25 protein-coding genes and 1 other RNA gene are annotated in these 20413 nt (G+C 64.7%); 8 read left to right on the top strand and 18 right to left on the bottom strand.

Going from position 1 to position 20413, the window contains the following annotated elements; all coding sequences use genetic code 11:
* Positions 1–3 precede the first annotated feature (3 nt).
* The 4 genes from IE100_RS08455 to IE100_RS08440 form a co-directional block, all read right to left on the bottom strand.
* Positions 4–894 (bottom strand): tyrosine-type recombinase/integrase, encoded by an 891-nt coding sequence (locus IE100_RS08455; protein ID WP_189373659.1) that lies wholly within the window; start codon positions 892–894, stop codon positions 4–6.
* The gene (locus IE100_RS08450) at positions 891–1736 is read right to left on the bottom strand and encodes an AAA family ATPase (protein ID WP_189373658.1); all 846 of its coding nucleotides are present in this window, start codon (positions 1734–1736) and stop codon (positions 891–893) included. The genes IE100_RS08455 and IE100_RS08450 overlap by 4 nt, the downstream gene beginning before the upstream one ends.
* Positions 1737–1851: 115 nt before the next feature.
* Positions 1852–2268, bottom strand: coding sequence for a hypothetical protein (locus IE100_RS08445; RefSeq protein ID WP_189373657.1), 417 nt, complete (start codon positions 2266–2268; stop codon positions 1852–1854).
* Positions 2265–2711, bottom strand: coding sequence for an acyl-CoA thioesterase (locus IE100_RS08440; RefSeq protein ID WP_189373656.1), 447 nt, complete (start codon positions 2709–2711; stop codon positions 2265–2267). The genes IE100_RS08445 and IE100_RS08440 overlap by 4 nt, the downstream gene beginning before the upstream one ends.
* Positions 2712–2838: 127 nt before the next feature.
* Here IE100_RS08440 and IE100_RS08435 point away from each other — a divergent pair, with 127 nt between their 5' ends.
* On the top strand, positions 2839–3288 hold the full coding sequence (locus IE100_RS08435) for a universal stress protein (protein ID WP_189373655.1): 450 nt from the start codon (positions 2839–2841) through the stop codon (positions 3286–3288).
* Between the two features lie 97 nt (positions 3289–3385).
* Here the strand turns inward: IE100_RS08435 and IE100_RS08430 are convergent, their stop codons facing one another.
* The 3 genes from IE100_RS08430 to IE100_RS08420 form a co-directional block, all read right to left on the bottom strand.
* Positions 3386–3712 carry a helix-turn-helix domain-containing protein gene (locus IE100_RS08430; protein WP_047968489.1) on the bottom strand — a complete coding sequence of 109 codons (327 nt, stop codon included), beginning with the start codon at positions 3710–3712 and terminating at the stop codon, positions 3386–3388.
* A gap of 204 nt (positions 3713–3916) precedes the next feature.
* An RNA gene (gene ffs, locus IE100_RS08425) (signal recognition particle sRNA small type) lies at positions 3917–4015 on the bottom strand.
* 92 nt (positions 4016–4107) lie between these two features.
* Positions 4108–4815 (bottom strand): hypothetical protein, encoded by a 708-nt coding sequence (locus tag IE100_RS08420; RefSeq protein ID WP_189373654.1) that lies wholly within the window; start codon positions 4813–4815, stop codon positions 4108–4110.
* 295 nt (positions 4816–5110) lie between these two features.
* Here IE100_RS08420 and IE100_RS08415 point away from each other — a divergent pair, with 295 nt between their 5' ends.
* The 4 genes from IE100_RS08415 (at position 5111) to hflX (ending at position 8938) form a co-directional block, all read left to right on the top strand.
* Positions 5111–5533, top strand: coding sequence for a LexA family protein (locus tag IE100_RS08415; protein ID WP_189373653.1), 423 nt, complete (start codon positions 5111–5113; stop codon positions 5531–5533).
* Positions 5530–6792 carry a Y-family DNA polymerase gene (locus tag IE100_RS08410; protein ID WP_189373652.1) on the top strand — a complete coding sequence of 421 codons (1263 nt, stop codon included), beginning with the start codon at positions 5530–5532 and terminating at the stop codon, positions 6790–6792. Before IE100_RS08415 ends, IE100_RS08410 begins: the two co-directional genes overlap by 4 nt.
* 139 nt (positions 6793–6931) lie before the next feature.
* Positions 6932–7168: a hypothetical protein gene (locus tag IE100_RS08405; RefSeq protein WP_189373651.1), complete on the top strand. Its 237-nt coding sequence runs from the start codon at positions 6932–6934 to the stop codon at positions 7166–7168.
* Positions 7169–7549: 381 nt separating this feature from the next.
* Positions 7550–8938, top strand: a complete 1389-nt coding sequence (hflX, locus tag IE100_RS08400; RefSeq protein ID WP_189373650.1) for a GTPase HflX — start codon at positions 7550–7552, stop codon at positions 8936–8938.
* A 126-nt stretch (positions 8939–9064) separates the two neighbouring features.
* On the opposite strand, the gene msrB is transcribed toward hflX, so the two are convergent.
* The 5 genes from msrB to IE100_RS08375 all read right to left on the bottom strand — a co-directional run bounded on the left by msrB (position 9065) and on the right by IE100_RS08375 (position 13524).
* Entirely contained in the window at positions 9065–9475 is a 411-nt protein-coding gene (gene msrB, locus IE100_RS08395; protein WP_189373649.1) for a peptide-methionine (R)-S-oxide reductase MsrB, read from the bottom strand.
* Positions 9476–9537: 62 nt separating this feature from the next.
* Positions 9538–10173, bottom strand: coding sequence for a histidine phosphatase family protein (locus IE100_RS08390; RefSeq protein ID WP_189373648.1), 636 nt, complete (start codon positions 10171–10173; stop codon positions 9538–9540).
* 12 nt (positions 10174–10185) lie between these two features.
* Positions 10186–11061, bottom strand: a complete 876-nt coding sequence (locus IE100_RS08385) for an AEC family transporter (protein ID WP_189373647.1) — start codon at positions 11059–11061, stop codon at positions 10186–10188.
* A 120-nt stretch (positions 11062–11181) separates the two neighbouring features.
* Entirely contained in the window at positions 11182–12531 is a 1350-nt protein-coding gene (locus IE100_RS08380) for a deoxyguanosinetriphosphate triphosphohydrolase (protein ID WP_189373699.1), read from the bottom strand.
* A 111-nt stretch (positions 12532–12642) separates the two neighbouring features.
* Positions 12643–13524: a hypothetical protein gene (locus IE100_RS08375; protein ID WP_189373646.1), complete on the bottom strand. Its 882-nt coding sequence runs from the start codon at positions 13522–13524 to the stop codon at positions 12643–12645.
* Positions 13525–13863: 339 nt separating this feature from the next.
* Between IE100_RS08375 and IE100_RS08370 the strand changes: the two genes are divergently transcribed.
* A complete protein-coding gene (locus IE100_RS08370; protein ID WP_189373645.1) occupies positions 13864–14346 on the top strand; it encodes an AtaL-like protein in 483 nt (160 codons plus the stop codon).
* A 115-nt stretch (positions 14347–14461) separates the two neighbouring features.
* Positions 14462–15037, top strand: coding sequence for a lysophospholipid acyltransferase family protein (locus tag IE100_RS08365; protein ID WP_189373644.1), 576 nt, complete (start codon positions 14462–14464; stop codon positions 15035–15037).
* A 54-nt stretch (positions 15038–15091) separates the two neighbouring features.
* On the opposite strand, the gene IE100_RS08360 is transcribed toward IE100_RS08365, so the two are convergent.
* Both IE100_RS08360 and IE100_RS08355 read right to left on the bottom strand, forming a co-directional pair.
* Positions 15092–15658 (bottom strand): DUF1415 domain-containing protein, encoded by a 567-nt coding sequence (locus IE100_RS08360; protein WP_189373643.1) that lies wholly within the window; start codon positions 15656–15658, stop codon positions 15092–15094.
* Positions 15659–15742: 84 nt separating this feature from the next.
* The gene (locus IE100_RS08355) at positions 15743–15946 is read right to left on the bottom strand and encodes a cold-shock protein (protein WP_047965275.1); all 204 of its coding nucleotides are present in this window, start codon (positions 15944–15946) and stop codon (positions 15743–15745) included.
* A 331-nt stretch (positions 15947–16277) separates the two neighbouring features.
* Here IE100_RS08355 and IE100_RS08350 point away from each other — a divergent pair, with 331 nt between their 5' ends.
* Entirely contained in the window at positions 16278–17387 is a 1110-nt protein-coding gene (locus IE100_RS08350) for an HD-GYP domain-containing protein (protein ID WP_189373642.1), read from the top strand.
* Between the two features lie 87 nt (positions 17388–17474).
* Here the strand turns inward: IE100_RS08350 and ubiT are convergent, their stop codons facing one another.
* The 4 genes from ubiT to ppnP all read right to left on the bottom strand — a co-directional run bounded on the left by ubiT (position 17475) and on the right by ppnP (position 20334).
* On the bottom strand, positions 17475–17909 hold the full coding sequence (ubiT, locus tag IE100_RS08345; RefSeq protein ID WP_189373641.1) for a ubiquinone anaerobic biosynthesis accessory factor UbiT: 435 nt from the start codon (positions 17907–17909) through the stop codon (positions 17475–17477).
* The gene (locus IE100_RS08340) at positions 17896–18819 is read right to left on the bottom strand and encodes a U32 family peptidase (protein WP_229800293.1); all 924 of its coding nucleotides are present in this window, start codon (positions 18817–18819) and stop codon (positions 17896–17898) included. Before IE100_RS08340 ends, ubiT begins: the two co-directional genes overlap by 14 nt.
* A gap of 18 nt (positions 18820–18837) precedes the next feature.
* A complete protein-coding gene (gene ubiU, locus IE100_RS08335) occupies positions 18838–19845 on the bottom strand; it encodes a ubiquinone anaerobic biosynthesis protein UbiU (protein WP_189373640.1) in 1008 nt (335 codons plus the stop codon).
* A 177-nt stretch (positions 19846–20022) separates the two neighbouring features.
* Positions 20023–20334 carry a pyrimidine/purine nucleoside phosphorylase gene (gene ppnP, locus IE100_RS08330; protein WP_120809766.1) on the bottom strand — a complete coding sequence of 104 codons (312 nt, stop codon included), beginning with the start codon at positions 20332–20334 and terminating at the stop codon, positions 20023–20025.
* Positions 20335–20413 lie beyond the last annotated feature (79 nt).

Here is a 20413-nt window from a genome sequence, read left to right as displayed (position 1 = left end):
GCGTTACGAGTTGTCCGGTGTCTTCTTGGCGCGCGGGTGGGCGCCGTCGTAGACCCTGGCCAGATGCTGGAAGTCGAGGCTGGTGTAGATCTGGGTGGTGGCCAGGTTGGCGTGGCCCAGCATTTCCTGTACCGCGCGCAGGTCGCCGGACGACTGCAGGATGTGGCTGGCAAACGAGTGGCGCAGCATGTGCGGGTGCACGTGCTGTTCGCAGTCGCTTTGCAGTCGCCATTTTTCCAGCCGCCGCGCCAGCTGCCGCGACGACAGCCGCGTCCCCTGCTCCGACACGAACAGCGCGTCATCCTGAGCGCTGCCGCGCACTTCCAGCCAGCGCTGCAGCGCGTCGACGGCGCTGCGGCCAACCGGCAGCAGCCGTTCGCGCTTGCCCTTGCCGCTGACCTTGACCAACTGTTGCGACAGGTCGAGGTCGGCGACATTGAGCGCGGTGGTTTCGCTCAGGCGCAGGCCGGAGGAGTACATCAATTCAAACATGGCGTGGTCGCGCCACTGCAGCCGCCCCTCGCTGGGCTGGTCCAGCAGCTGCATGGTGGCGTCGACGCTGAGCGCCTTGGGCAGGCGTTGCGGTGCCCGTGGCGGTCGCAGGCCGGCGCAAGGGTTGGCCGCAATGTGCTCCTGCCGGATCATCCAGTGAAACAGGTTGCGCCAGCTGGACAGGATGCGCGCCAGCGAGCGCGGCGACAGCCCCTGCTGGCGCAACTGCGCCAGCGCCCGCTGCACGGCGAGGGTGTTGACCTGTTCCGGCTGCTCCAGCCGGGTCAGGCTGGCGAGATAGGCGATATCGCGCGCGTAGGCCTCGCGCGTGTGCTCGCTCCTTGCGGCCAACTGCAATTGCTGGTCGAACTGCTGCAGCTTGGCGGTCCAGGCTTCATTCATGATCCGTTGCGGCGCGCGCGGGTGGCGTTGAGGATGCGCTCCAGCAGCGACATGTCCTGCTCGTTCTTCAGCAGGGCACCGGCAAACGGCGGCACGCCGCCATTCTGGATCGCGCTGTCCGGTGTGCCGTCGGCCTCAAGCAGGCGCAGCCAGTCCAGCAGCTCCGAGGTTGACGGTTTCTTCTTGATGCCGGGCAGCTCGCGGATGGCGAGGAAGCTCTCCAGCGCATTGCGCAGCAGGCTGTCACGCAGGGTCGGGAAGTGCGCGTTGACGATGCGCTGCAGGGTGTCCTGATCCGGAAAACGGATGTAGTGGAAGAAACAGCGGCGCAGGAAGGCGTCGGGCAGCTCTTTCTCGTTGTTGGAGGTGATGACGATGATGGGACGCTGGTGGGCCTTGATCTGCTCCTGCGTCTCGTGCACGAAGAATTCCATCTGGTCCAGCTCGCGCAGCAGATCGTTGGGGAACTCGATGTCGGCCTTGTCGATCTCGTCGATCAGCAGCACCGGCGCCTCGCTGGCCTCGAACGCCTGCCACAGCTTGCCTTTGACGATGTAGTTGCCGATGTGGTGCACGCGCTCGTTGCCCAGCTGCGAGTCGCGCAGGCGCGATACGGCATCGTACTCGTACAGGCCGTGCTGTGCCTTGGTGGTGGATTTGACCGGCCACACGATCAGCTGCTTGCCCAGCGCCTTCGCCAGTTGTTCGGCGAGCATGGTCTTGCCGGTGCCGGGCTCGCCCTTGATCAGCAGCGGGCGTTCCAAGGTAATGGCGGCATTGACCGCGGTCATCAGGTCGGGGGTGGCAATGTACTGCTCGCTGCCGGTGAATGTCTGCTTCATGTGATGGGCTCGCGTTGGATGGTGGTTGCCGAACGAAAGCGGCCACTCAGGGTGGCCGTTGCGGTGCAGCAGTGCCTGCGCTGATTATGGTTCAGCTACAGGGTACGCCAGGGTGTTACTGGCGGATGAATTCGTTTTCCAGGTCTTCCAGCGATAGCTGCCAGTGCTGCATCATGTGGCGCAGCAGCAGCATTTCCGGGTCGCTGATCGCGCTGTCGGCCTTGCAGATGTCCAGCGCGATGGCGCAGCACAGCAGGCGCTTGCTGCGATCGGTGATCACGTCCAGCACTTCGTTGACGCGCTGCGGTGACAGCAGGTGGATGGTGCCGTCGTTTTCGGCTTCGTCGGAGATGTCGTCGCAGTACTTGGCCAGCACCTCGATGAAGCGCTTGCGCGACAGGCCGATGATTTCATAGACGTTCAGGCTTTCCAGGGATTCGATCTCGCGCGCGGCCATTTCGCCATCGGTAATCATGAACATGGCAAGGATGCGGGCAAGGGCTTCCGGACTGTTCGTGGGGTAGTTCTTCATGTCGCGACTCCTTCTTGTTTCAGTCTGAATTGCGCGGCAAAGGCGGCTGGTACAGCGGTTGCTTTCCGCTGCTGGTAGTCGAAAAAGACAATGCCGGTCTTGATATGCAGTATTGCGGCATTGTCGCTCAAGCGTCGGGCCTGGTAAATGAAATCGCAGCCACAGCGGCTAAAGTCGGTGATGCCGAGGCTGAATGCCAACGTGTCGCCATGGAAGGCTTCGTTGCGGTAGATCACCGCCGCGTCGCTCATGATGATGCCGGCACCGTAAACATCCATCTCGGTGCAGTCAAGACTTTGTAGGAAGCGCAGCCGGACCTCGTGGGCGAAGCGCAGCGCGGCATCGTTGCCCAGGTGGCCGCCGTAGTTGATATCGCTGATGCGGATGTCGAGCCGGCAGTCGAACACCGGATTGTCGATCTCCGGCAAGGTGAGGCGTGCCATGTATTAACCTGTCGCGAGGATTTTTGTCATACTGCGCCCGCCGTTAATCTTTATCAATACTTTCCTCGGTGCCGGTAATCTAGTATGAATACAGCAATTCAATCGTGTGTCGAGACGGGAGGTTACCATGTATCAGCGTATTTTTGTGCCGGTTGACGATAGCGCAACATCGGCATTGGCCCTGGCTGAAGCGTGCAAGCTGGCCAAGGAGGTTGGTGCTGCCGTGAGGATGGTGCACGTGGTGGATCTGGCACAGTTTGGCTGGGGTGGCGCCGAGTTTCTGGATGCCGCGGAATTGCAGGGTTCGATTCGCGAGGCGGGCGAGCAGGTGCTGTCGCAGGCGCGTACGCGCGCCGAGGCGCTGGGCGTGGTGCCGGAGACGGCCATAATCGAAAGCTGGGGCGATCGCATCGCCAGTGTCATCATGGACGACGCCAGCAAGTGGGGGGCGGACCTGCTGGTGATGGGGACTCACGGCATCGGCGGGCTGATGCACCTGCTGCTGGGGAGTGTCGCCGAAGGGGTGCTGAAGATCGCCGATGTGCCGGTGCTGCTGGTGCGCAATGCCGGGGACTGATGGTGCTGTGCCGCCGGTATTGCCGGCCCGTCGTTCAGACAACGAAAAACGCCCCGGTGGACCGGGGCGTTTTTTTATGGTTGCATCAACCGCTTGCTCAGGCTTCGGCAACGGTGCCTTCTGCTTCGCCCTGGGTGTCAAGGCGGGCGCGAACCGCTTTACGCAGGCTCTTGTACAGGTCCGGGTGGGTTTCCTTGAGATACTCGACGATCTCGAAGTCTTCACGACGGACTTTCGCCAAGTCGATCTGCTCGACATGCACCAGGCGGAGCAATTCGCGCACTGGCTTTGGCATGTTGCGACCGCTTTCGTAGCGCGAACCACCGGACTGGGTAACGCCGATGCGGCTCCAGAATTCCTGTTGGTTCAAGCCAAGCTTGCGGCGGATTTCGCGCGGATTGGGGATTTTATCAAACAATTTCATGGCGTTCCTCGCATATGAGTTCTGTAATCATGGACGGGGTAGTGTCCGCGTGACTTTTGCAAAAAATAAAACATACGGCCGAGTCTTTGCCCAGCCTTATTTGACTTGCATCGGTATGATAGCAGGATTGCGAGAAAAAGGACAGCGTAATTTATGCGAAACGCCCGTTGCCGATAGAGGTTTATCGGCAACGGGGTAAATTGGGGTGGCGAGCCCGACCCCCGGCACTTGCGCTAAACGGCTGTGGCTGCTTCCTTCCGGACCTGACCAGGTTGACCATCGCACAATGCGGGGAGACCCGCCATTGAGGAAAGGCATTCTACAGATAAAGCCTCGCAATGACAAGGAGAGTTTGTCGTTAGCGCTTGGCTTGGCGCGGGTTTGCCGACCGACTGTTATTGCGGCGAGGCGTGTTGACCTGCCAGCTTGTGCCCAGGCTGGCTGCTCAGGTGGCCGAGCACGATCACCCGCGCCAGTCCAAGGTTGGCCGCCTGCCAAGCGTCGGATTTGGCCAGTGCCGGTTGGCGGTGCAGGATCTCCAGCGCCAGCCGCAGACAGCCTACCGCCTGCTGGCAATCCTGTTGCGCCTGTGCCGACAGCAGGTTCTTGCGCTGACGGCTGCCCTGGCGTCGGTCGTGGCCGGCAGGAGGTGGGGTTTGGGGCGTGGCGCCGGTCGCCGGTTTGCCGGCCTCGCCCTGGCGGCGGTAAAGGCGATAGGGTAGCGGCCAGTCGTCCACCGCCAGCATCTCGCGCCCGGTCAGCTCGCCGATAACCTGTTCCAGCTCCTGCACCAGTGCCGCGGTTTCCTCGGTCACCGCCCGAGACAGGCTGCCGCCGAGCATGACTTTTTCGCGCAGCAGCAGGCTGCGGCGCAGCACGAAGGCCAGCTTGCCTTCCGCCAGTGCCCAGGCATCGGCCTCGTTGCCCTGGCTCGCGCGCTTGTGCAGCGCATCCAGCCAATGCGCCCACGCCAGATACTCCGCCCCCAGCTGTGGCCGGCTGAGGGCGACAGAGGGCGGCGCGCTGGTGAGCGGCGGCGTGACGTGCGGCCACGACGAACCGCTGCCGAAACTGACGAACTGTTTGCGCCGAACCGGCTTCATGCCTGTCTCCGTTGCGGGCTGGATAGTTGATTTATAGGCGCTTTGACGCGGTGCGCTGTTGTGGCGGCAGGGGCGGGCAGTGTCCGCCATGGCGCGCTGTGCTACAGGAGGGGTGAACAAGGTTGGCCGCAGGCGAGGTGCGGCGCCGTGATGGCTGGCGCGATGTCGGCCTGCTGCGGAGGCTCTCGCACTCGTCGTCCACGGGTGGTGGGGGGCTGCTTACCGTGCGGCAACCGTGGGCTTTGCAGTTTGTTTGAAATCGTACATAATCAAAATTCGATTATGGAGAGTCAGCATGCAGCTTTATCTACCGGTCGTGGCACCGTTGCCGCAGAGCGTGCCGCTGTTCGGTGTCAGCGTGCCGGCCGGTTTTCCGTCGCCGGCCGACGACTACAAGGACAGCCCGCTGGATCTCAATCGTTACCTGATCCGTGACGCGGCGTCCTCGTTCATGGTGCGGGTGAGCGGTGATTCCATGGCCGATGCCGGCATCCATCACGGCGATCTGCTGGTGGTCGATCGCGGCCTGCCTCCGCTGCACGGGCACATCGTCCTGGCCGCCATCGATGGCGCGTTCACCGTCAAGCGCCTGCACCGCCGCGATGGCCGCGTGGCGCTGTTGGCGGAGAATGCGGCCTATGCGCCGCTGGAGCTGGGCGGCGAGCAGGAACTGTGCATCTGGGGCGTGGTCACCGCCTGCGTCAAGCGCTTCACATGAGCACCTTTGCACTGGTCGACGGCAACAGCTTCTACACCTCGTGCGAGCGGGTGTTCCGTCCCGATCTGGCCGGCAAGCCCATCATCGTGCTCAGCAATAACGACGGCTGTGTCGTCGCGCGCTCGGCCGAAGCCAAGGCGCTCGGCATCGACGCCTTCCTGCCGTACTACCAGATCGCGGCGCAGTGCCGCCGTCACGGCGTGGCGGTGTTTTCCAGCAATTACGCGCTGTATGGCGACATGTCGCAACGGATGATGCAGGTCGTGGCGCGCTGGGGCATCGAGCAGGAAATCTACTCTATCGACGAGAGCTTCATCACCCTCGACGGCATCCCCGAGCTGCGCCTCCACGCGGCCCGCCTGCGCGCCGACGTGTTGCAGCGCGTCGGCATCCCTAACTGTGTCGGCATCGGCAGCAGCAAGACGCTGGCCAAGCTGGCCAACAGCGTGGCCAAGACCCATCCGCGCTGCAATGGCGTGTTCGCCTGGGACTGGCTTGCGCGCGACTGGCAGGAAAAACTGCTGGCAAGGTTGGCCGCAAGCCGGGTCTGGGGTGTAGGCCGGCGCAGCGCAGAAAAGCTCGCCCGCCTCGGCATCCACAGTGCGCTGGACTTGCAGCGTGCCGCGCCGCAGTTGATCCAGCGCCATTTCGGCATCGTGCTGGAACGTACCGTGGCCGAGCTGAACGGGGTGTCCTGTCTCGAACTGGACGACATCGCCGCGCCACGGCAGCAGCTGATCTCGTCGCGCTCGTTTGCGCGCGCGGTGAGCGAGCTGCCCACGCTGGCGGCGGCGGTCACCCATCACGCCACCCGCGTCGGCGAGAAGCTGCGCCAGCAGCACAGCGTGGCGCAGCTGGTCGGCGTCAGTATCCGTGGCAACCCGTTTGGCGACGCGCCACCGCAGCGCGGCTGGACGGTGGTGCCGCTGCTTGGCCCCGCCGCCGACACCTTTGTGCTGGTCAAGGCGGCACTGGCCGGGCTGGAGGCGATCTACCAGCCCGGCCACGGCTACAAGAAGGCGGGCGTGGTGCTGCTGGGCATCAGCGCCGCCCAGGCGCGGCAGCCGGACCTGTTTGCCGTCAGCACCGACCCACGGCGCGCTGCCTTGCTGCGAACGCTGGATCAGGTAAACCGCCACTATGGCAGCGGTACGCTGCGACTGGCGTCGGAGGCGGTCAGCGCGGACTGGCGGATGCGGCAGGAGCAACGCTCGCCGCGCTGGACCACCTGCTGGGACGAGCTGCCGGTGGTCAGTTAGCGCAGGCCGCGTCGCGGCATAACAGGCATCACGCTAGCGCTGCAGCCGGCACGGCGGCGACTTGCTAGAATCGGCCGATGAGCTATTCCAATCTCTTCGGGCTGCCATGCATGGCGCCCGTTCCGGCGGAGCGCCGGTCATGAACGGCTGGGGCGACGCGGTGCAGTACCGCCCGCTGACTACCGCAGCCGGTGAGCAGTTCTCCGTGCCGGAGTACATCCTGCGGCTAGAGGGCGCCGGGGCGGGCGGCTGGCAGTTGCGTTACGGCGAATGGACCGACTACGCCGATATCGCCGGCGATGCGGCGGGTGCGGCCAAGGCACTGGCGCTGGCGATCGAGGAAATGACCGCACGCATCGAGTATCGCGGCAAGTAGCCGGCCAATGACCGGGCGGCCGCGATGGGCGGTGGCGAACAGACCCCACCGGCCTTTCTGGTGCGTATCTTTGCACTACGCCATGCCGTACTGGTGCCGAAGCACGGTCCGCTGACACGGTCCGCTTGGGCGGCAAGGCGGTGGGTAGATAAAACATGTCGGGGTACGACTGCATCCTCCCCTCCGTGATTTTCTTTGGCGTCGCCAAATTGCCATTGCTGAAGTGGCGGTGTCGGACGGCGAAGCCTGCGCGCGCCAAGTGGCCTCTCTCCGCGCGCGTGGATCTAGTGGCGATTGACTGCCCGTCTCGCATTCGGGCAACGGACGGGGCCATTTGTGAGTACTATGCTCGGTTAGCCATCAAGTTGAAGCCATCTGCCCATGCAAACAGAAGTCAAAGAGAAGCCCCGCTACGCCCTGGTGGCATCGGTCCAGTTGCCGGATGTCAGTGATATCGAGTTCGAGGCGTCGCTCGCCGAACTGAGCGAATTGGCCAAGACGCTGGGTTTCCAGGTGGTGCAGACCTTTGTGCAAAAGCGCAGCAGCTTCGACCGCACCGCCTATCTGGGCGTGGGCAAGCTGGAAGAAGTCAGCACGTTCGTCAATCGCGGCGTCCGCAACGACGAGCTGGAAACCGGCTCACCAGCGCTGGAGTCCGATACTGTCGAGTTCGACGTGTTGCTGGTGGATCACGAAATCTCGCCGTCGCAGGCGCGCAATCTGGAGCTGGCCGTGGGTTGCCCGGTGATGGACCGCACCATGGTCATTCTGGAGATTTTCCATCGCAATGCCCGCTCGCGCGCGGCACGTGCGCAGGTGGAAATCGCCCGCCTCGGCTACATGGCCCCGCGCCTGCGCGAAGCGGCCAAGCTGGCCGGTCCGCAAGGCCGGCAGCGTAGCGGCATGGGTGGGCGTGGTGCCGGTGAGTCGCATACCGAGCTGGACCGTCGCAAGGTGCGTGACCGCATCGCCGAGCTGCAACGCGAAATCATCGCCATGGAGCTGGAGCGCAAGACCCAGCGCGCGCGCCGGCTGGAACGTCAGGGCCAGGGGTTGGGCGGGGTGTCGCTGGTGGGCTATACCAATGCCGGCAAGTCCACACTGATGCGGGCGCTGACCGGCAGCGAGGTGCTGGTGGCCAACAAGCTGTTCGCCACGCTGGATACCACGGTGCGTGCCCTCTACCCGGAAAGCGTGCCGCGCGTGCTGGTCAGCGATACCGTCGGCTTCATCAAGAACCTGCCTCACGGACTGGTGGCCTCATTCAAGTCGACGCTGGAAGAGGCGCTGGATGCGGCGCTGTTGCTGCACGTGATCGACGCCAGTGATCCCGGTTTCCTGCGCCAGCTGGAGGTGACCGACGAGGTGCTGCAGGAAATCGGCGCCGACGAAGTGCAGCGCATTCGCGTGTTCAACAAGATCGACCATGTCGGAGATGAAGCCGAGCAGGCGGCCTGGACGGCCGAACTGCAGCAGCGCTATCCGGGCTGCGTGGTGATGAGTGCGCGCCGTCCGGAGGAAGTGGCCAGCCTGCATGCGACCATCGTCTCCTTCTTCCAGCAGGATCTGGTGGAAGACGAGCTGCTGCTGCCGTGGTCGGCGCAACAGCTGCGCGGTGACATTTACAGCCACTGCCAGGTGCTGGAAGAGCGTACCGAGGAAGAGGGCAGCTGGTTCCGCGTGCGTGGCGAGCCGGAAAAACTGCGCAGTCTGCGCGAGCAGCTCAATCCGGGCATGCAGGGCAGGGAAAAGGAATACTGGGAAGTCTGAGGTACAGGCCGGGCCAGATCGGCCACGGTCTTGATCTGCGGGCTGCCGCCCGACGCGGGGCAATGAAGCGTGCGCCCGTTGGGCATTTCATTGTTTCCGCGCCAAGCTTTCACTACCCCGGCATTGCTACAGCTCGCCCTGCTCGTTGGCGACGAAGTACAGCGCCACGGAATTGATGCAGAAGCGCTCGCCGCTCGGTGGCGGGCCGTCATCGAAGACATGACCGAGGTGGGCGTCGCAGCGGTTGCAGCGCACCTCGGTGCGGATCATGCCGTGGCTGGTGTCGCGGATGCGGCGGATGCTGCCCTTGACGGCTTCTTCCCAGAAGCTGGGCCAGCCGCAGCCGGCGTCGAACTTGGTGGTAGATTCGAACAGCAGCGCGTCGCAGCACACGCAGTGGTAATTGCCGACCTGGCTGTGCAGGTAGTAGTCACCGCTGAACGGGCGCTCGGTGCCGGCCTCGCGGGTGACGTAGTATTGCTCCGGCGTGAGAATGGCGCGCCACTCAGCCGGGGTCTTGAAAAGCTTGTCGGGCATGATGCATCTCCTTTGCGGCCAACCTTGGGCGCTGGCAGATAGTCGCGCCGGAAGTGGTTTTCTTACAGCTCGTCCAGGGTTTGTGCCAGATGACGCTGGTCGGCCCACTCGATGATAGACCATTGCGCGGCATCGACGCCCAGCCAGTTGAGCGCGGCATTGGGGATCGGCACCGCGCGCTGCGCCGTCAGCGGCTGGCCGCTGGCCAAGCGGTAGGCCATGTCCAGCACCCCGCCGTGGGAGACCAGCAGGATGCTCTGGCCGAGGTGCTCCACCGCCAGTCGCGCCAGTGCGTGGCGCACGCGCGCCGAGAACGCCAGCAGGCTTTCGCCGCCGCCCAGGTCGTGTGCCGGCTCGCGCTGGCTGTAGCCGTGCCAGGCATGCGGCTGCTGTTGCGGACCATCGGCAAGGGTCACGCCCTGCAAGGCGCCGAAGTGGCGCTCGCGCAGCGCCGGCAGGGCGGTGACCGCCAGTCCCAGCTGCTGTGCGATCGGCGCCGCGGTGCTGGCGGCGCGTTGCAGGTCGCTGCTGTACAGCGCGGCAAACGGGTGGGCCGCCCGCTTGAGGGCGGCGGCGAGACGGTCTGCCTGCTGCCTGCCGTTGCCGTTGAGCGGGATATCCAGCTGGCCTTGCAGGCGCCGCTCGGCGTTCCAGTCGGTTTCGCCGTGACGAACCAGGCAGATGCGGGTAACGGTCATGTCGGTGGCACTCTAGCGCAAGGCAAAGGCCAAGCCTAACGGTACAAACAGCAGGCTGGCAAGGTTGCCGATCAGTACGATGGACGCCATGCGCTCCGGCTCCTGCTTGTACAGCTCGGCCATCAGGAAATTCAGCACCGCCGGTGGCAGCGCGCCGAACAGCACCACCAGCGCGGTCTGCTCCGGCGCCAGCTGCAGCAGCGGCATCGCCAGCGCGGCACCGGCCAGGCCGGTCAACGGGCACAGCACGGCGCCGAGCAGGCCGACGCGCCAGCCGGCAAGGCTGACGTCCACCATGCGCACGCCCAGCGCGAACAGCATCAGCGGAATGGTCATCTCGCCCAGCATCCTGATGCCGGCCATCAGCCACTCTGGCAGGGTGATGCCGCTCAGGCCAAAGACAAGACCGAGCAGGGTGGCGATCACGATCGGGTTGCGGCGCAGCCCGGCCAGGCTGGTGTGGTGGCTGAAAATGAAGGCGCCGAGGGTGAAGTGCAGCAGGTTGGAGACGATGAACAGCACCACGAAGGCCTGGAAGCCCTGCTGACCGAAGGCCAGCAGCGCCAGCGGCAGGCCCATGTTGCCGCAGTTGTTGAACATCATCGCCGGCAGCAGGGTGCGCGGGTCGATGCGGCATAGCCGCGCCACCGGCCAGCTCAGCACGCCGGACAGCAGCACGATCAGCGCCGCGGCCGGCACCAGCTTCCAGTGCGCCAGCAGATCGAAATCCTTGGCCGCCAGCGCGGAAAACACCAAGAGCGGCACACAGACATCCATGTTCAGCTTGTTGGCGGCGCGCATGTCCGGACGCGCGCGGCGCGCGTACACGCCGCCGATCAGCACGATGACCAGTACCGGCAGGATGATGGTAAGGATGCGTTCGAACATGGGTGGGCTCGCGAGGGTGGGGCAAACATTGTGGCGCAGCGCCCGGTCGCCGTGTGCGAGGGTAAACCCTTGCGCGGGGCGGTGCCGGCAGAACAGCGTGTTCTGCCGGCACGGGCGGGATTACAGGATGCCGACGCCGGAGATCTCGCGGGCAAGGTTGGCCGCATAGTTGTCGGTCATGGCACCGACGTAGTCCAGCACCTGCATGTAGGCGTGGTACAGGCCCTGTTCCGGGTGCAACGGGGCGGGGAGCAGGTTCAGCGCCAGCTGGTGGCGGGCGCTGAGCGCGTCTTCACCCGCGGTCAGCCGGGTGTGGATCGCCGGCACCAGCACGTCCAGCACGGTGCCGATGCAGGGGTAGGACGCCAGTTCGGTGACCAGCTTGGTGCGGTGGCGGTACACCTTGTGGCTGGCAAGTAGCTTGGCGGCGAGCAGGGTTTCCTTGATCTGCGGCGCGCAGACGTCGATCAGGTCCTTGCCGGGGAAGCTGCCGCGCAGCAGCGTGTCCTGGTGCACCATGAACTTCTCGGCGACTTCGGCGACACAGCGGCCGATGGCGATACCGCGCAGCATCGCGCACTTCTGGCGCGGATCGTCGGTGTGCCACAGGCGCTCGGTTTCGCCGAAGTGGCTGAACAGCGCCTCGAATTCGCGCACGTCGAGAATGCCGATTTCCACCGCGTCTTCCAGGTCGAGAATGGCGTAGCAGATGTCGTCGGCGGCCTCCATCAGGTAGGACAGCGGGTGGCGCGCCCACTCGTGCGCGCCCTTGCGGATCAGCCCCAGCTCGGCGGCGACATGCTCGAAGTAGGCCAGCTCGGTGCGGTAGATGTTGAACTTGCCACGCGCCTGCGCCCGCGGTGCGTCCGAGGTCCACGGATACTTGATCAGCGCGCCGAGCGCGGCACAGGTCAGCCGCATGCCGCCTTCGCTGCCGTACATCTCCAGGCTGGCGACCATGCGCAGGCCATGGGCATTGCCCTCGTAGGTCCGGATGTCGGCCTGTTCCGCCGCGGACAGGCCGTGCAGCAGGTGGGCGTGACGCGGGTCGCGGAACCATTCGCGCAGCGCGTCTTCGCCGGTATGACCGAACGGCGGGTTGCCGATGTCGTGGGCCAGGCAGGCGACCTGCACCACGCTGCCGATGTCGAACGGGGTGTAGCCGGCCGGCAGCAGCTCGGCGTGCTGCATCATGGCGCCGACGCGGTTGCCGAGGCTGCGGCCAACGCTGGCGACTTCCACGCTGTGGGTGAGGCGGTTGTGGGTGTGGTCGTGGCTGGCCAGCGGGTGCACCTGGGTCTTGCGCCCGAGGCGGCGGAAGGCGCTGGAGAATACCAGCCGGTCGTGGTCGATGTGAAAGTCGCTGCGCAGGCCCGCCGTGGCCTCCAGCGTGGCAGGGGGCGTTGATGCCAGCACCTTGCCGGCCTGCAGTTTGAAACGGCGGGTGGAAAGCAGCGCTTCCCAGTTCATTACATGATCAGTCACGGCGGCATGGTCCTTGAGGTCGACAGGCACGGCAAACGTGCGCTTGCCATGCCCTGATCATGCCAGAAACGCGGAGGGCGCGCAGGCGGGGCGGCCTCAGACGGCCAGCAGGCTACGGCCGGCGCGGGCCGGCTTCTTGGCCAGCGGGATGTCGTAGCCGATCATGAACAGTGCGGCCTCGACGCGGCGCAGGCCGGCGTCACCCTTGCACCAGTCGCTGCGGGCGGCGTCACAGGCGGCGCCCAGCAGCCAGCCGGCGCGGATTTTCCACTCGGCGTGGAAACGGCTGCGGTTGGCCAGCTGCTTGAAGTGCAGCAGCTCGGTGCTGGGGTTGCGGTTCATGGTGGACGCGCCTGGCGCCCACGGGAAGCACAGGTTCGGGTCCAGCAGCAGGCGGTTTTTCTCGCAGAACTGGCGCACCAGATAACCCAGGGCGGCGCCGGTGCGGCCGTCGTAGGCCAGCAATCGCGGCGCGGCCAGGGTGTACACTTTGGTGAAGCCGGCGTTCATGCGCAGCTCGCCGTCGAAGGCGCTGCAATCCGGTGTGTCGCTGGCGAAGATGGCGAGGCTGCGCTGCAGCTTGGTGGCAAGGTTGGCCGCATGGCTGCGGGCCCAGTCGCGGTTCAGGGTGTAGAGCTTGATCACCTTGCCGCCGGAGGCCCACAGCAGCGTGTCGTCGATGATGTCGACCAGTGCGTCGTGCTGCTGGCTCAGCGCCAGGGTCAGCCGTTCGCGCAAGGACTGCTGGATCGCCAGATGCTGGTCGTAGTGGCGGCCATTCCAGTAAAAACGCTGGAAGGCCTGCTGCAGGGTGTCGGCACGGAAGGCGCGGTCGTAGCCGTCCGGCAGGATCTTGTCGCGGATGTAGAACTGGTGTTCGCCAAACGCCTCGCCATCCAGCCAGTCGGCCAGCTGGGTCACGAACTGGCTGACGCTGGCATTGCCGAGGTACGACGCTTTTTGTAGTGGTGCAATCATGGGAAGAAGCGAACCCGAGTCTCGATGTTGGTGTGGGGTTGATCTTCTGTACCGTATGGCCGGCCGCTGTGCTTGCCGGCCGCTTGGCGGCGCCACGGCATGGCCTTATGGGCATGCTCTGTTATGGCATAGCGTATGCAATTAGAGCATGTCTTAATCTTTGATTAATGGCGTTATCGTTGTTGCTTAATAATGTGTGATTAATGGCTTTAAGCTGCGGTGTTGTTTGATTAAAAAATGCTGTGAGTGCCGGCTTTTTGTGTTGCAAAATTGCAACCAAGCTACAATAACCGGCATCGGAACATCACCGGCGAAACCGCCACTGTGAGGATTGTTGTCATGCAGTTTGAACATTTGATTCGCATCTCTCCCGCCGATAGCAGCCAGGCGCCGATGCTGACCCGGCAGCAGCTGTGGCAGGGGCTGGTGCTGCGCGCCGAGTTGCCGATGCAGTTCGACGAAAACATCACCAGTGCGCGCATCGTGTCGCGCGAGGGTAGCGTCTGGCAGCGTGAAATCGCCTTCGGCACCCTGATCGTGCACGAGCGTATCGAGCTGGAGGCGGAGCAGGAGGTGCGCTACCACGCCCAGGCCTCGGAGCTGCATCCGGGCGGCTCGCGCATCATGCGCATCGAGGAGCCGGAGCCGGGTGTGCTGTTCGTGCGCTTCATCTACGACATGTCGGCACTGGTCGCGAATGCCAGCGAGGCGGAACTGGCGCGGCTGCTGCCCTACGTCAAGTCGGCGTACCAGCAGGCGGACATGGACACCGCCGAGCGCATCATCAAGCTGATCGTGACCGGACAGCTGCCGCCGCATTAAGCCCGCGCTGCGGCACATGGTGTACACTCTCGCCCTCTTTGCGCCGGCCACCCTGGTGGCCGGCAAGCTGATCGGATTGCGCTAGCCCCTGCGGTTATCGCCTTTGGGGCGTTGCATGCACTACACCATTTTCGATACGCCGGTCGTGCGTACCCTTTGTCGCTGGTTTTCCGTTGCCACGCTGCGTCTGCTCGGCTGGCGGCTGGACGGCGATTTCCCCCGCCTGCAGAAGTACGTGCTGATCGGTGCGCCGCACACCAGCAACTGGGATTTTCCGCTCACCCTGATGTTCTGCTTTGCCGCCCGTGCCCGTATCTACTGGATGGGCAAGCACACCCTGTTCAGCGGGCCGTTCGGGCCGCTGATGCGCTGGCTGGGTGGCGTCGCGGTTGACCGTCGCCAGAACAACTCGCTGGTGGAGCAGATGGTGGCCGAGTTCCGCCAGCGTGACGCGCTGGTGCTGGCGGTGCCGCCGGAGGGCACCCGTGGCCGGGTGACGGAGTGGAAGAGCGGTTTCTATTACATCGCACAGGGCGCCGGCGTGCCGATTGCGCTGGCGTATCTCGATTATCCCCGCAAGCGTGGCGGTATCCTGGCGCTGTATCAGCCCAGCGGCGATATCGCGGCGGACATGCCGCAGATCCGCGCCTTTTACCGCGACATCACCGGCAGGCACCCGCACAAGCAGTAAGCGGCGCCACGGCCAGCCGGTAATGAAAAACATCACGCCAGGCGTGATGTTTTTTTATCGCTTGTTGCGTTCCGGGCCGACATCCAGCGCCGCCCAGCCGGCGTGACCCAGCTCTTCCAGCACCTCGATATTGCGCTCGAAGATCGCCTCCGCCTCCGGAAAGGCCTCGACTGCGCGCGCGATGCTGCTTTCGCGGATCAGGTGCAGGGTCGGGTAGGGCGAGCGGTTGGTGAAGTTGCCGATATCGTTGACGGTGGTGTCGGCAAACTGGAATTTCGGGTGGAAGCTGGCCACCTGGATTTCGCCTTCCAGCCCCATGTCGGCCACCGCGGCATCGACAATTTCGAGGAAATCGTTGAAATCGAGGAAGCGCTGCAGCGTGTACGGGTGCACCAGCAGGGTGGTGTCGGTTTCCTGCGGATCGGTTTCCTGCAGCAGGCGCAACTCCAGCATCAGCTGTTCCAGCAGGGTGGCCGGATCGCGTGCTTCGCTGACGATGATGCGCACCTGGTTCTTGACGTAGACCGACTTGGCAAACGGGCACAGGTTCAGCCCGATGACGGCGTTTTCCAGCCAACGGCGGGTTGCATCGAGAATGGCGTCTTGGTCGGTGGTGTTCATGGCGGTGCCTTGCACGGGGTAACAAAACAAAAAACCCGGACATGATCCGGGTTTTTTTAGGCTTTCGTACAGCCAGCGGCAGAATTACTCTGGCTGGATGTTGGAAGCTTGCTTGCCCTTAGGGCCGTCAACGATGTCGAAGCTTACGCGCTGGTTTTCAGCCAGGGTGCGGAAGCCTTTGGAGTTGATCTGGGAGAAGTGAGCGAAAACGTCGTCGCCGCCGTTGTCAGGAGTGATGAAGCCGAAGCCCTTGGAGTCGTTAAACCATTTAACGGTACCGGTTGCCATGTTCTGTTCCCTTTGGAGAATAGGTAAATTGAGAAAAGCGCATGTCAATCAAGAGAAATGACAAACTGTGGTACGGGCAGGGCCACTACAACAACTGACAGATCACATCTTGAAAAACTGCAGAACGCAGTCTGCCTGTTGGTGTCGTCCTCGGCAAGTGTTTTTTGGCGTGCGGGGAGAAAATTGTCGGAAATCCTGGGCGGAAGGCGGCAATCATTGCGTCTGGTCAAGCTTTGGCGGCGCGTTGCCGCCGGCTGTGGCACATTGCGTTGTCATTGGCTATACAGCATCGATAAGACAGACTAGACCCGACATTCTCCGGAGACGTGGCGTGGCCAATTTACCTGCGTATTACCGCATCGAAGACGAAGAAAGCTTTACCGATTTCCAGAATGCGCTGGAAGACTATGCGCCGCGGATCGCCCATCTGCTGAGCGCGCTGCGGCAAAAGCCAGGCGACAGTGCGCTGCTGGGCGAACTGATGCGCCTGCTGCACACCATCAAGGGCGACGCCGGGCTGTGCCGGCTGGGCTTCGTGGCGCCCCTGCTGCACGGCATGGAGGAAGTGCTGGTACGGGTGCGCAGCGGCGAGCTGCTGTTCAGCTACAACATCGAGCAGGTGCTGTTCCTGGCGCTGGACCGGCTGGAGTTGCTGATGCAGACGCTGGAGCTGCACAGCGAGGCGATGCTGGCCGACTTCCACCTGCTGTGTCACGAGCTGGCGCAGGTCGCGCAAACGCCTCCGGCGGCGCTGGACGGCGCCATCGCGCATCTGATCGAGACGGTGACCGGTTACAAGCCGGTGGTGCCGTATCAGGCCGACGCCGAGGCCGCCGCGCTCAGCGCCAGCCAGCGCGACGACCTGCGCCTGTTCCACCAGCTGGCGATGCAGTTCGAGCAGCGTTCGCTGCTGTTCCAGGGGCGTACCGAGCGCAACCTGCTATTGGCGCGCGCCTGCAACGAGGCGGCGGGTTTCGCGGTCAACCCGCTGCAGCTGGAGGCGGCGATCTACCTCCACGATCTGGGCATGATGTTCCTGCCGGAAGCGCTATGGCTGAAGCAGGGGCGGCTGAGCGAGGAGGAGCGGGCGCAGCTGGTGCATCACCCGCAGTGGGGCGCCGAGCTGCTGGCGCGGATGGCGGGCTGGGAGGAGGCGGCGCTGATGGTGCGCCAGCATCACGAACGGCTGGACGGCAAGGGCTATCCGGCCGGACTGGGCGGCGACAGCATTTGCGACGGCGCGCGGCTGATCGCGATCGTCGACGCGTTCGAGGCGGTGATCCTGAAGCACAGCCAGCGCCAGCAGGCCCGATCGCTGCTGCGCGCGGTGGCGGAGCTGAACGCCTGCGAGTCGCAGTTCGACCGGCGCTGGATCGGCCACTTCAATGCCGTGGTGCACCAGCGCATCGCCAGCGGCGAGGGGCTGCCGCACATCCGCTAATCGCGAAGGGCTGACGAACGGACAAAAGGTTGGCCGCAACGCTGCGCGGCGTTGCGGCCAACCTTTTGCCATAGCGGGTTTACAGCGCTAGTGCTGCATGAAGCGGCGCAGCGGCGTGCTGTCCCAGTCGACGCTGTCGAGCAGGTTTTTCACGATCAGCCCCAGCTCGGTGTCGCCCTCGATGCGCAGCCGGCGCGAGAAGAACAGCGTGTCCGGGTCTTCCTCGCGCAGCATCAGCCGCAGGAAGTCGGCCAGATTGGCGGCCAGCCGCAGGTCGGGCGCGTCGCCGCTGCTGCCGGTGTGGAAGCGCTCGTCATCGGCACGGAAGGTCAGCGTCAGGCCGGCGTCGCAGATCTCCACGGCGAAGGTCTTGCCGCTGAGCAGGCTCATGTCGGCGGCCAGCACCTGCCGCTTCTGCAGCTGGTTGAGGCTGTGCACCAGCAGCCACGCCGGCGGCGTCGCCGGCAGGCGTTGCAGCCAGCGGCGGCCGAAGGGTGGCAGGGTAAATTCAGGAACAGGCATGGTGGTCTCCCTGGTAGGCAATGCCGGCTTCGCCGCGCCAGTAGCCGTCGGCCAGCGGCATCGCGGACAGCGACTGCAGCCGGGTTGCGGCAGCAGCCGCGGTGGCCGGCTGGGTCAGCACGTCACGGAACTGCTGCACGATGGCGGCCATGTTGTCGGCCTGCGGGCTGAGGCGCAGGATGTCGACGCCGCTGTGCTGCAGCGCCGGGTAGTGCGCCAGCAGCGATTGCCGCGCCGCGGACTGGGTCTGGATACCGTTGATGGCGAGGAAGGGCTGGCCGTCCTGGGTGTGCATGGTCATGCCTTCCGGATGCTCCAGGCACTTGAACTGGCAGTCGTCCTTGTTCAGCCGGTAGTGGCGGGCGGTAAAGCAGCGCGCGGAGTAGGCCAGCGGCAGCCGGCCCCAGGCAAACAGCTCGGTCTGTGGCAGGTCTTCCTCGTCGCCGAGGATGTCGCGCAGCAGGCTGGCGCTGCACTCCAGCGGGCACACCCAGCGGTAGGCGCCCAGTCGCTGGAACAGGCGCAGGGTGTCGCGGTTGTAGATGTTGAGGTGCGGGCCGGCGACGAAGGGCAGCTGGCGCTCGTGCAGCAGGCGCACCGCGCCCAGATCGTTGGCCTCCAGCCGCACGGCACCGTGTTCGATCAGCTGGCGCAGGCGCTTGAGGTCGCTTTCGCTCTCCAGCAGGACCTGGCTGGACAGGATGATCTCCTTGCCGCTGGCGGCAAGATCGTCGGCGAGGGCGATCCAGTCGCGGGTGCGCAATTGTTGGCGCCGCGAACAGACCACTTCGCCCAGATAGATGATGTCCAGCGGCCAGCCGGCGGCTTCGGCGTAAAACTCCATGACCTGGTCGCGATACCAGAAGTACTGCAGCGGCCCGAGCGAGAGCCTCATGGCGGGATGTGACATGACTGAAGCGTCTCCTTGTTATTTCCACGGGCGGTCGTAGGCGCCGAGCGTGACCTGCTGGCCTTCCGACACCTTGGCCAGCGCCTGTTGCCAGGCCGGCTTGACGCTGAAGCGCTGTGCGCTCTGGCCGGCCTGGTCCAGTGCCTCGCGCAGCGCGCGGGTGACCTGCGCGACATAGGCCGGGCTGCGCTGGCGGCCTTCGACCTTGATCGCGGCGACGCCGGCGTCCAGCAGCTGCGGCAGCATCGCCAGCACGTTGAGGCTGGACGGCTGTTCCAGCACGTAGTCGGTGTGGCCCTCCACCTCGAAGCGGCCCTTGCACAGCGTCGGGTAGCCGGCGGTTTCGCTGGCGCCGTAGCGGTCGATCAGGATGTGGTTGAGGCGGGCGTCCATGCCCTGGCCGTTGTCCTCCCAGCGCACGAAGCGCGCCGGCGAACAGACGCCGTGGCTGTTCGGCGATTCGCCGGTGGCGTAGCTGGACAGCAGGCAGCGGCCTTCCACCATCACGCACAGGCTGCCGAAGCCGAACACCTCGATCTCGACGCTGGTATTCGCGATCACGTGGCGCACCTGGTCCAGCGTCAGCACCCGCGGCAACACCGCGCGCTGCACGCCGAACAGCGATTGCGCCAGATTGATGGCTTCGTAGTTGGTGGCCGAGCCCTGTACCGACAGGTGCAGGCGCAGCGCCGGGTAGCGTTCGTGCGCGTAGGCGAGGAGGCCCAGGTCGGCGAGGATCACCGCGTCGACGCCCAGCGCGGCGGCCTCGTCGATGGCGGTGCGCCAGCGCAGGCTGTCGCCGCCGCGGGCGTAGGTGTTGATCGCCATCAGCACCTTGCGCTGGCGGTCGCGGGCGTAGCGGATGCCCTCGCTGGCACTGCGGTGGTCGAAGTTCAGCCCGGCAAAATTGCGGGCGTTGGTGTCGTTCTTGAGGCCGAGATAGACCGCGTCCGCGCCATTGTCGATGGCGGCCTTCAGCGCGGGCAGGCTGCCCGCCGGGCAGATCAGTTCGGGAAGACGTTGCATGCTGTGTTTCCGTCAGTCGGGACCGGCGCACAGTAGCAAGCGGCAAGGCGGGCGGCCTTGTTCTGGGTCAAGGCCGACCATCCGGCGGAAGCGGCTGCCACCAATGGCGTAGTCGGGCTTGGCCGCAATGAAAACGGGGCCACCGAAGTGGCCCCGCTGGTCGTGCCGGCGTACGGCTCAGCCGAAGTGGCAGACGTAGTGCACGGTGTCGCTGACCTCGATCTGGAACGAGCTTTCGCCCGGCACCTTGAACGAGTCGCCGGCCTTGTAGCTGCTGGCGCTGGTTTCGCCGGCGAGGGTGACCTTGCACTCGCCGGCCAGGATTTCCATGATTTCCGGCGCGCCGGTGCTGAACAGCAGCTTGGCCGGCAGGATCACGCCGACGGACTTGCGGCTGCCGTCCGGCATGATGATGCCGTGGCTGACGCACTTGCCGTCAAAATAAACATTGGCTTCTTTTACGACGCTGACGTTGTCGAACTGACTCATGGTTTCTCCGCTTCCTTTGTCTGCAGCGCGGGTGGATCCCGCTTATTTGTGCTCTGGCATCATGCCCGCTGCCGTGGTG

Source organism: Vogesella alkaliphila (assembly GCF_014652475.1).
GTDB lineage: Bacteria > Pseudomonadota > Gammaproteobacteria > Burkholderiales > Chromobacteriaceae > Vogesella > Vogesella alkaliphila.
Note: the sequence above shows the minus strand (reverse complement) of the source record. Positions and strands in the feature narration are given on the sequence as shown.

Coding starts and splice junctions, on each gene's coding strand:
- IE100_RS08455 (WP_189373659.1), bottom strand. CDS start 894: ATGAATGAAGCCTGGACCGCCAAGCTGCAGCAGTTCGACCAGCAATTG.
- IE100_RS08450 (WP_189373658.1), bottom strand. CDS start 1,736: ATGAAGCAGACATTCACCGGCAGCGAGCAGTACATTGCCACCCCCGAC.
- IE100_RS08445 (WP_189373657.1), bottom strand. CDS start 2,268: ATGAAGAACTACCCCACGAACAGTCCGGAAGCCCTTGCCCGCATCCTT.
- IE100_RS08440 (WP_189373656.1), bottom strand. CDS start 2,711: ATGGCACGCCTCACCTTGCCGGAGATCGACAATCCGGTGTTCGACTGC.
- IE100_RS08435 (WP_189373655.1), top strand. CDS start 2,839: ATGTATCAGCGTATTTTTGTGCCGGTTGACGATAGCGCAACATCGGCA.
- IE100_RS08430 (WP_047968489.1), bottom strand. CDS start 3,712: ATGAAATTGTTTGATAAAATCCCCAATCCGCGCGAAATCCGCCGCAAG.
- IE100_RS08420 (WP_189373654.1), bottom strand. CDS start 4,815: ATGAAGCCGGTTCGGCGCAAACAGTTCGTCAGTTTCGGCAGCGGTTCG.
- IE100_RS08415 (WP_189373653.1), top strand. CDS start 5,111: ATGCAGCTTTATCTACCGGTCGTGGCACCGTTGCCGCAGAGCGTGCCG.
- IE100_RS08410 (WP_189373652.1), top strand. CDS start 5,530: ATGAGCACCTTTGCACTGGTCGACGGCAACAGCTTCTACACCTCGTGC.
- IE100_RS08405 (WP_189373651.1), top strand. CDS start 6,932: ATGAACGGCTGGGGCGACGCGGTGCAGTACCGCCCGCTGACTACCGCA.
- hflX (WP_189373650.1), top strand. CDS start 7,550: ATGCAAACAGAAGTCAAAGAGAAGCCCCGCTACGCCCTGGTGGCATCG.
- msrB (WP_189373649.1), bottom strand. CDS start 9,475: ATGCCCGACAAGCTTTTCAAGACCCCGGCTGAGTGGCGCGCCATTCTC.
- IE100_RS08390 (WP_189373648.1), bottom strand. CDS start 10,173: ATGACCGTTACCCGCATCTGCCTGGTTCGTCACGGCGAAACCGACTGG.
- IE100_RS08385 (WP_189373647.1), bottom strand. CDS start 11,061: ATGTTCGAACGCATCCTTACCATCATCCTGCCGGTACTGGTCATCGTG.
- IE100_RS08380 (WP_189373699.1), bottom strand. CDS start 12,531: ATGAACTGGGAAGCGCTGCTTTCCACCCGCCGTTTCAAACTGCAGGCC.
- IE100_RS08375 (WP_189373646.1), bottom strand. CDS start 13,524: ATGATTGCACCACTACAAAAAGCGTCGTACCTCGGCAATGCCAGCGTC.
- IE100_RS08370 (WP_189373645.1), top strand. CDS start 13,864: ATGCAGTTTGAACATTTGATTCGCATCTCTCCCGCCGATAGCAGCCAG.
- IE100_RS08365 (WP_189373644.1), top strand. CDS start 14,462: ATGCACTACACCATTTTCGATACGCCGGTCGTGCGTACCCTTTGTCGC.
- IE100_RS08360 (WP_189373643.1), bottom strand. CDS start 15,658: ATGAACACCACCGACCAAGACGCCATTCTCGATGCAACCCGCCGTTGG.
- IE100_RS08355 (WP_047965275.1), bottom strand. CDS start 15,946: ATGGCAACCGGTACCGTTAAATGGTTTAACGACTCCAAGGGCTTCGGC.
- ubiT (WP_189373641.1), bottom strand. CDS start 17,909: ATGCCTGTTCCTGAATTTACCCTGCCACCCTTCGGCCGCCGCTGGCTG.
- IE100_RS08340 (WP_229800293.1), bottom strand. CDS start 18,819: ATGTCACATCCCGCCATGAGGCTCTCGCTCGGGCCGCTGCAGTACTTC.
- ubiU (WP_189373640.1), bottom strand. CDS start 19,845: ATGCAACGTCTTCCCGAACTGATCTGCCCGGCGGGCAGCCTGCCCGCG.
- ppnP (WP_120809766.1), bottom strand. CDS start 20,334: ATGAGTCAGTTCGACAACGTCAGCGTCGTAAAAGAAGCCAATGTTTAT.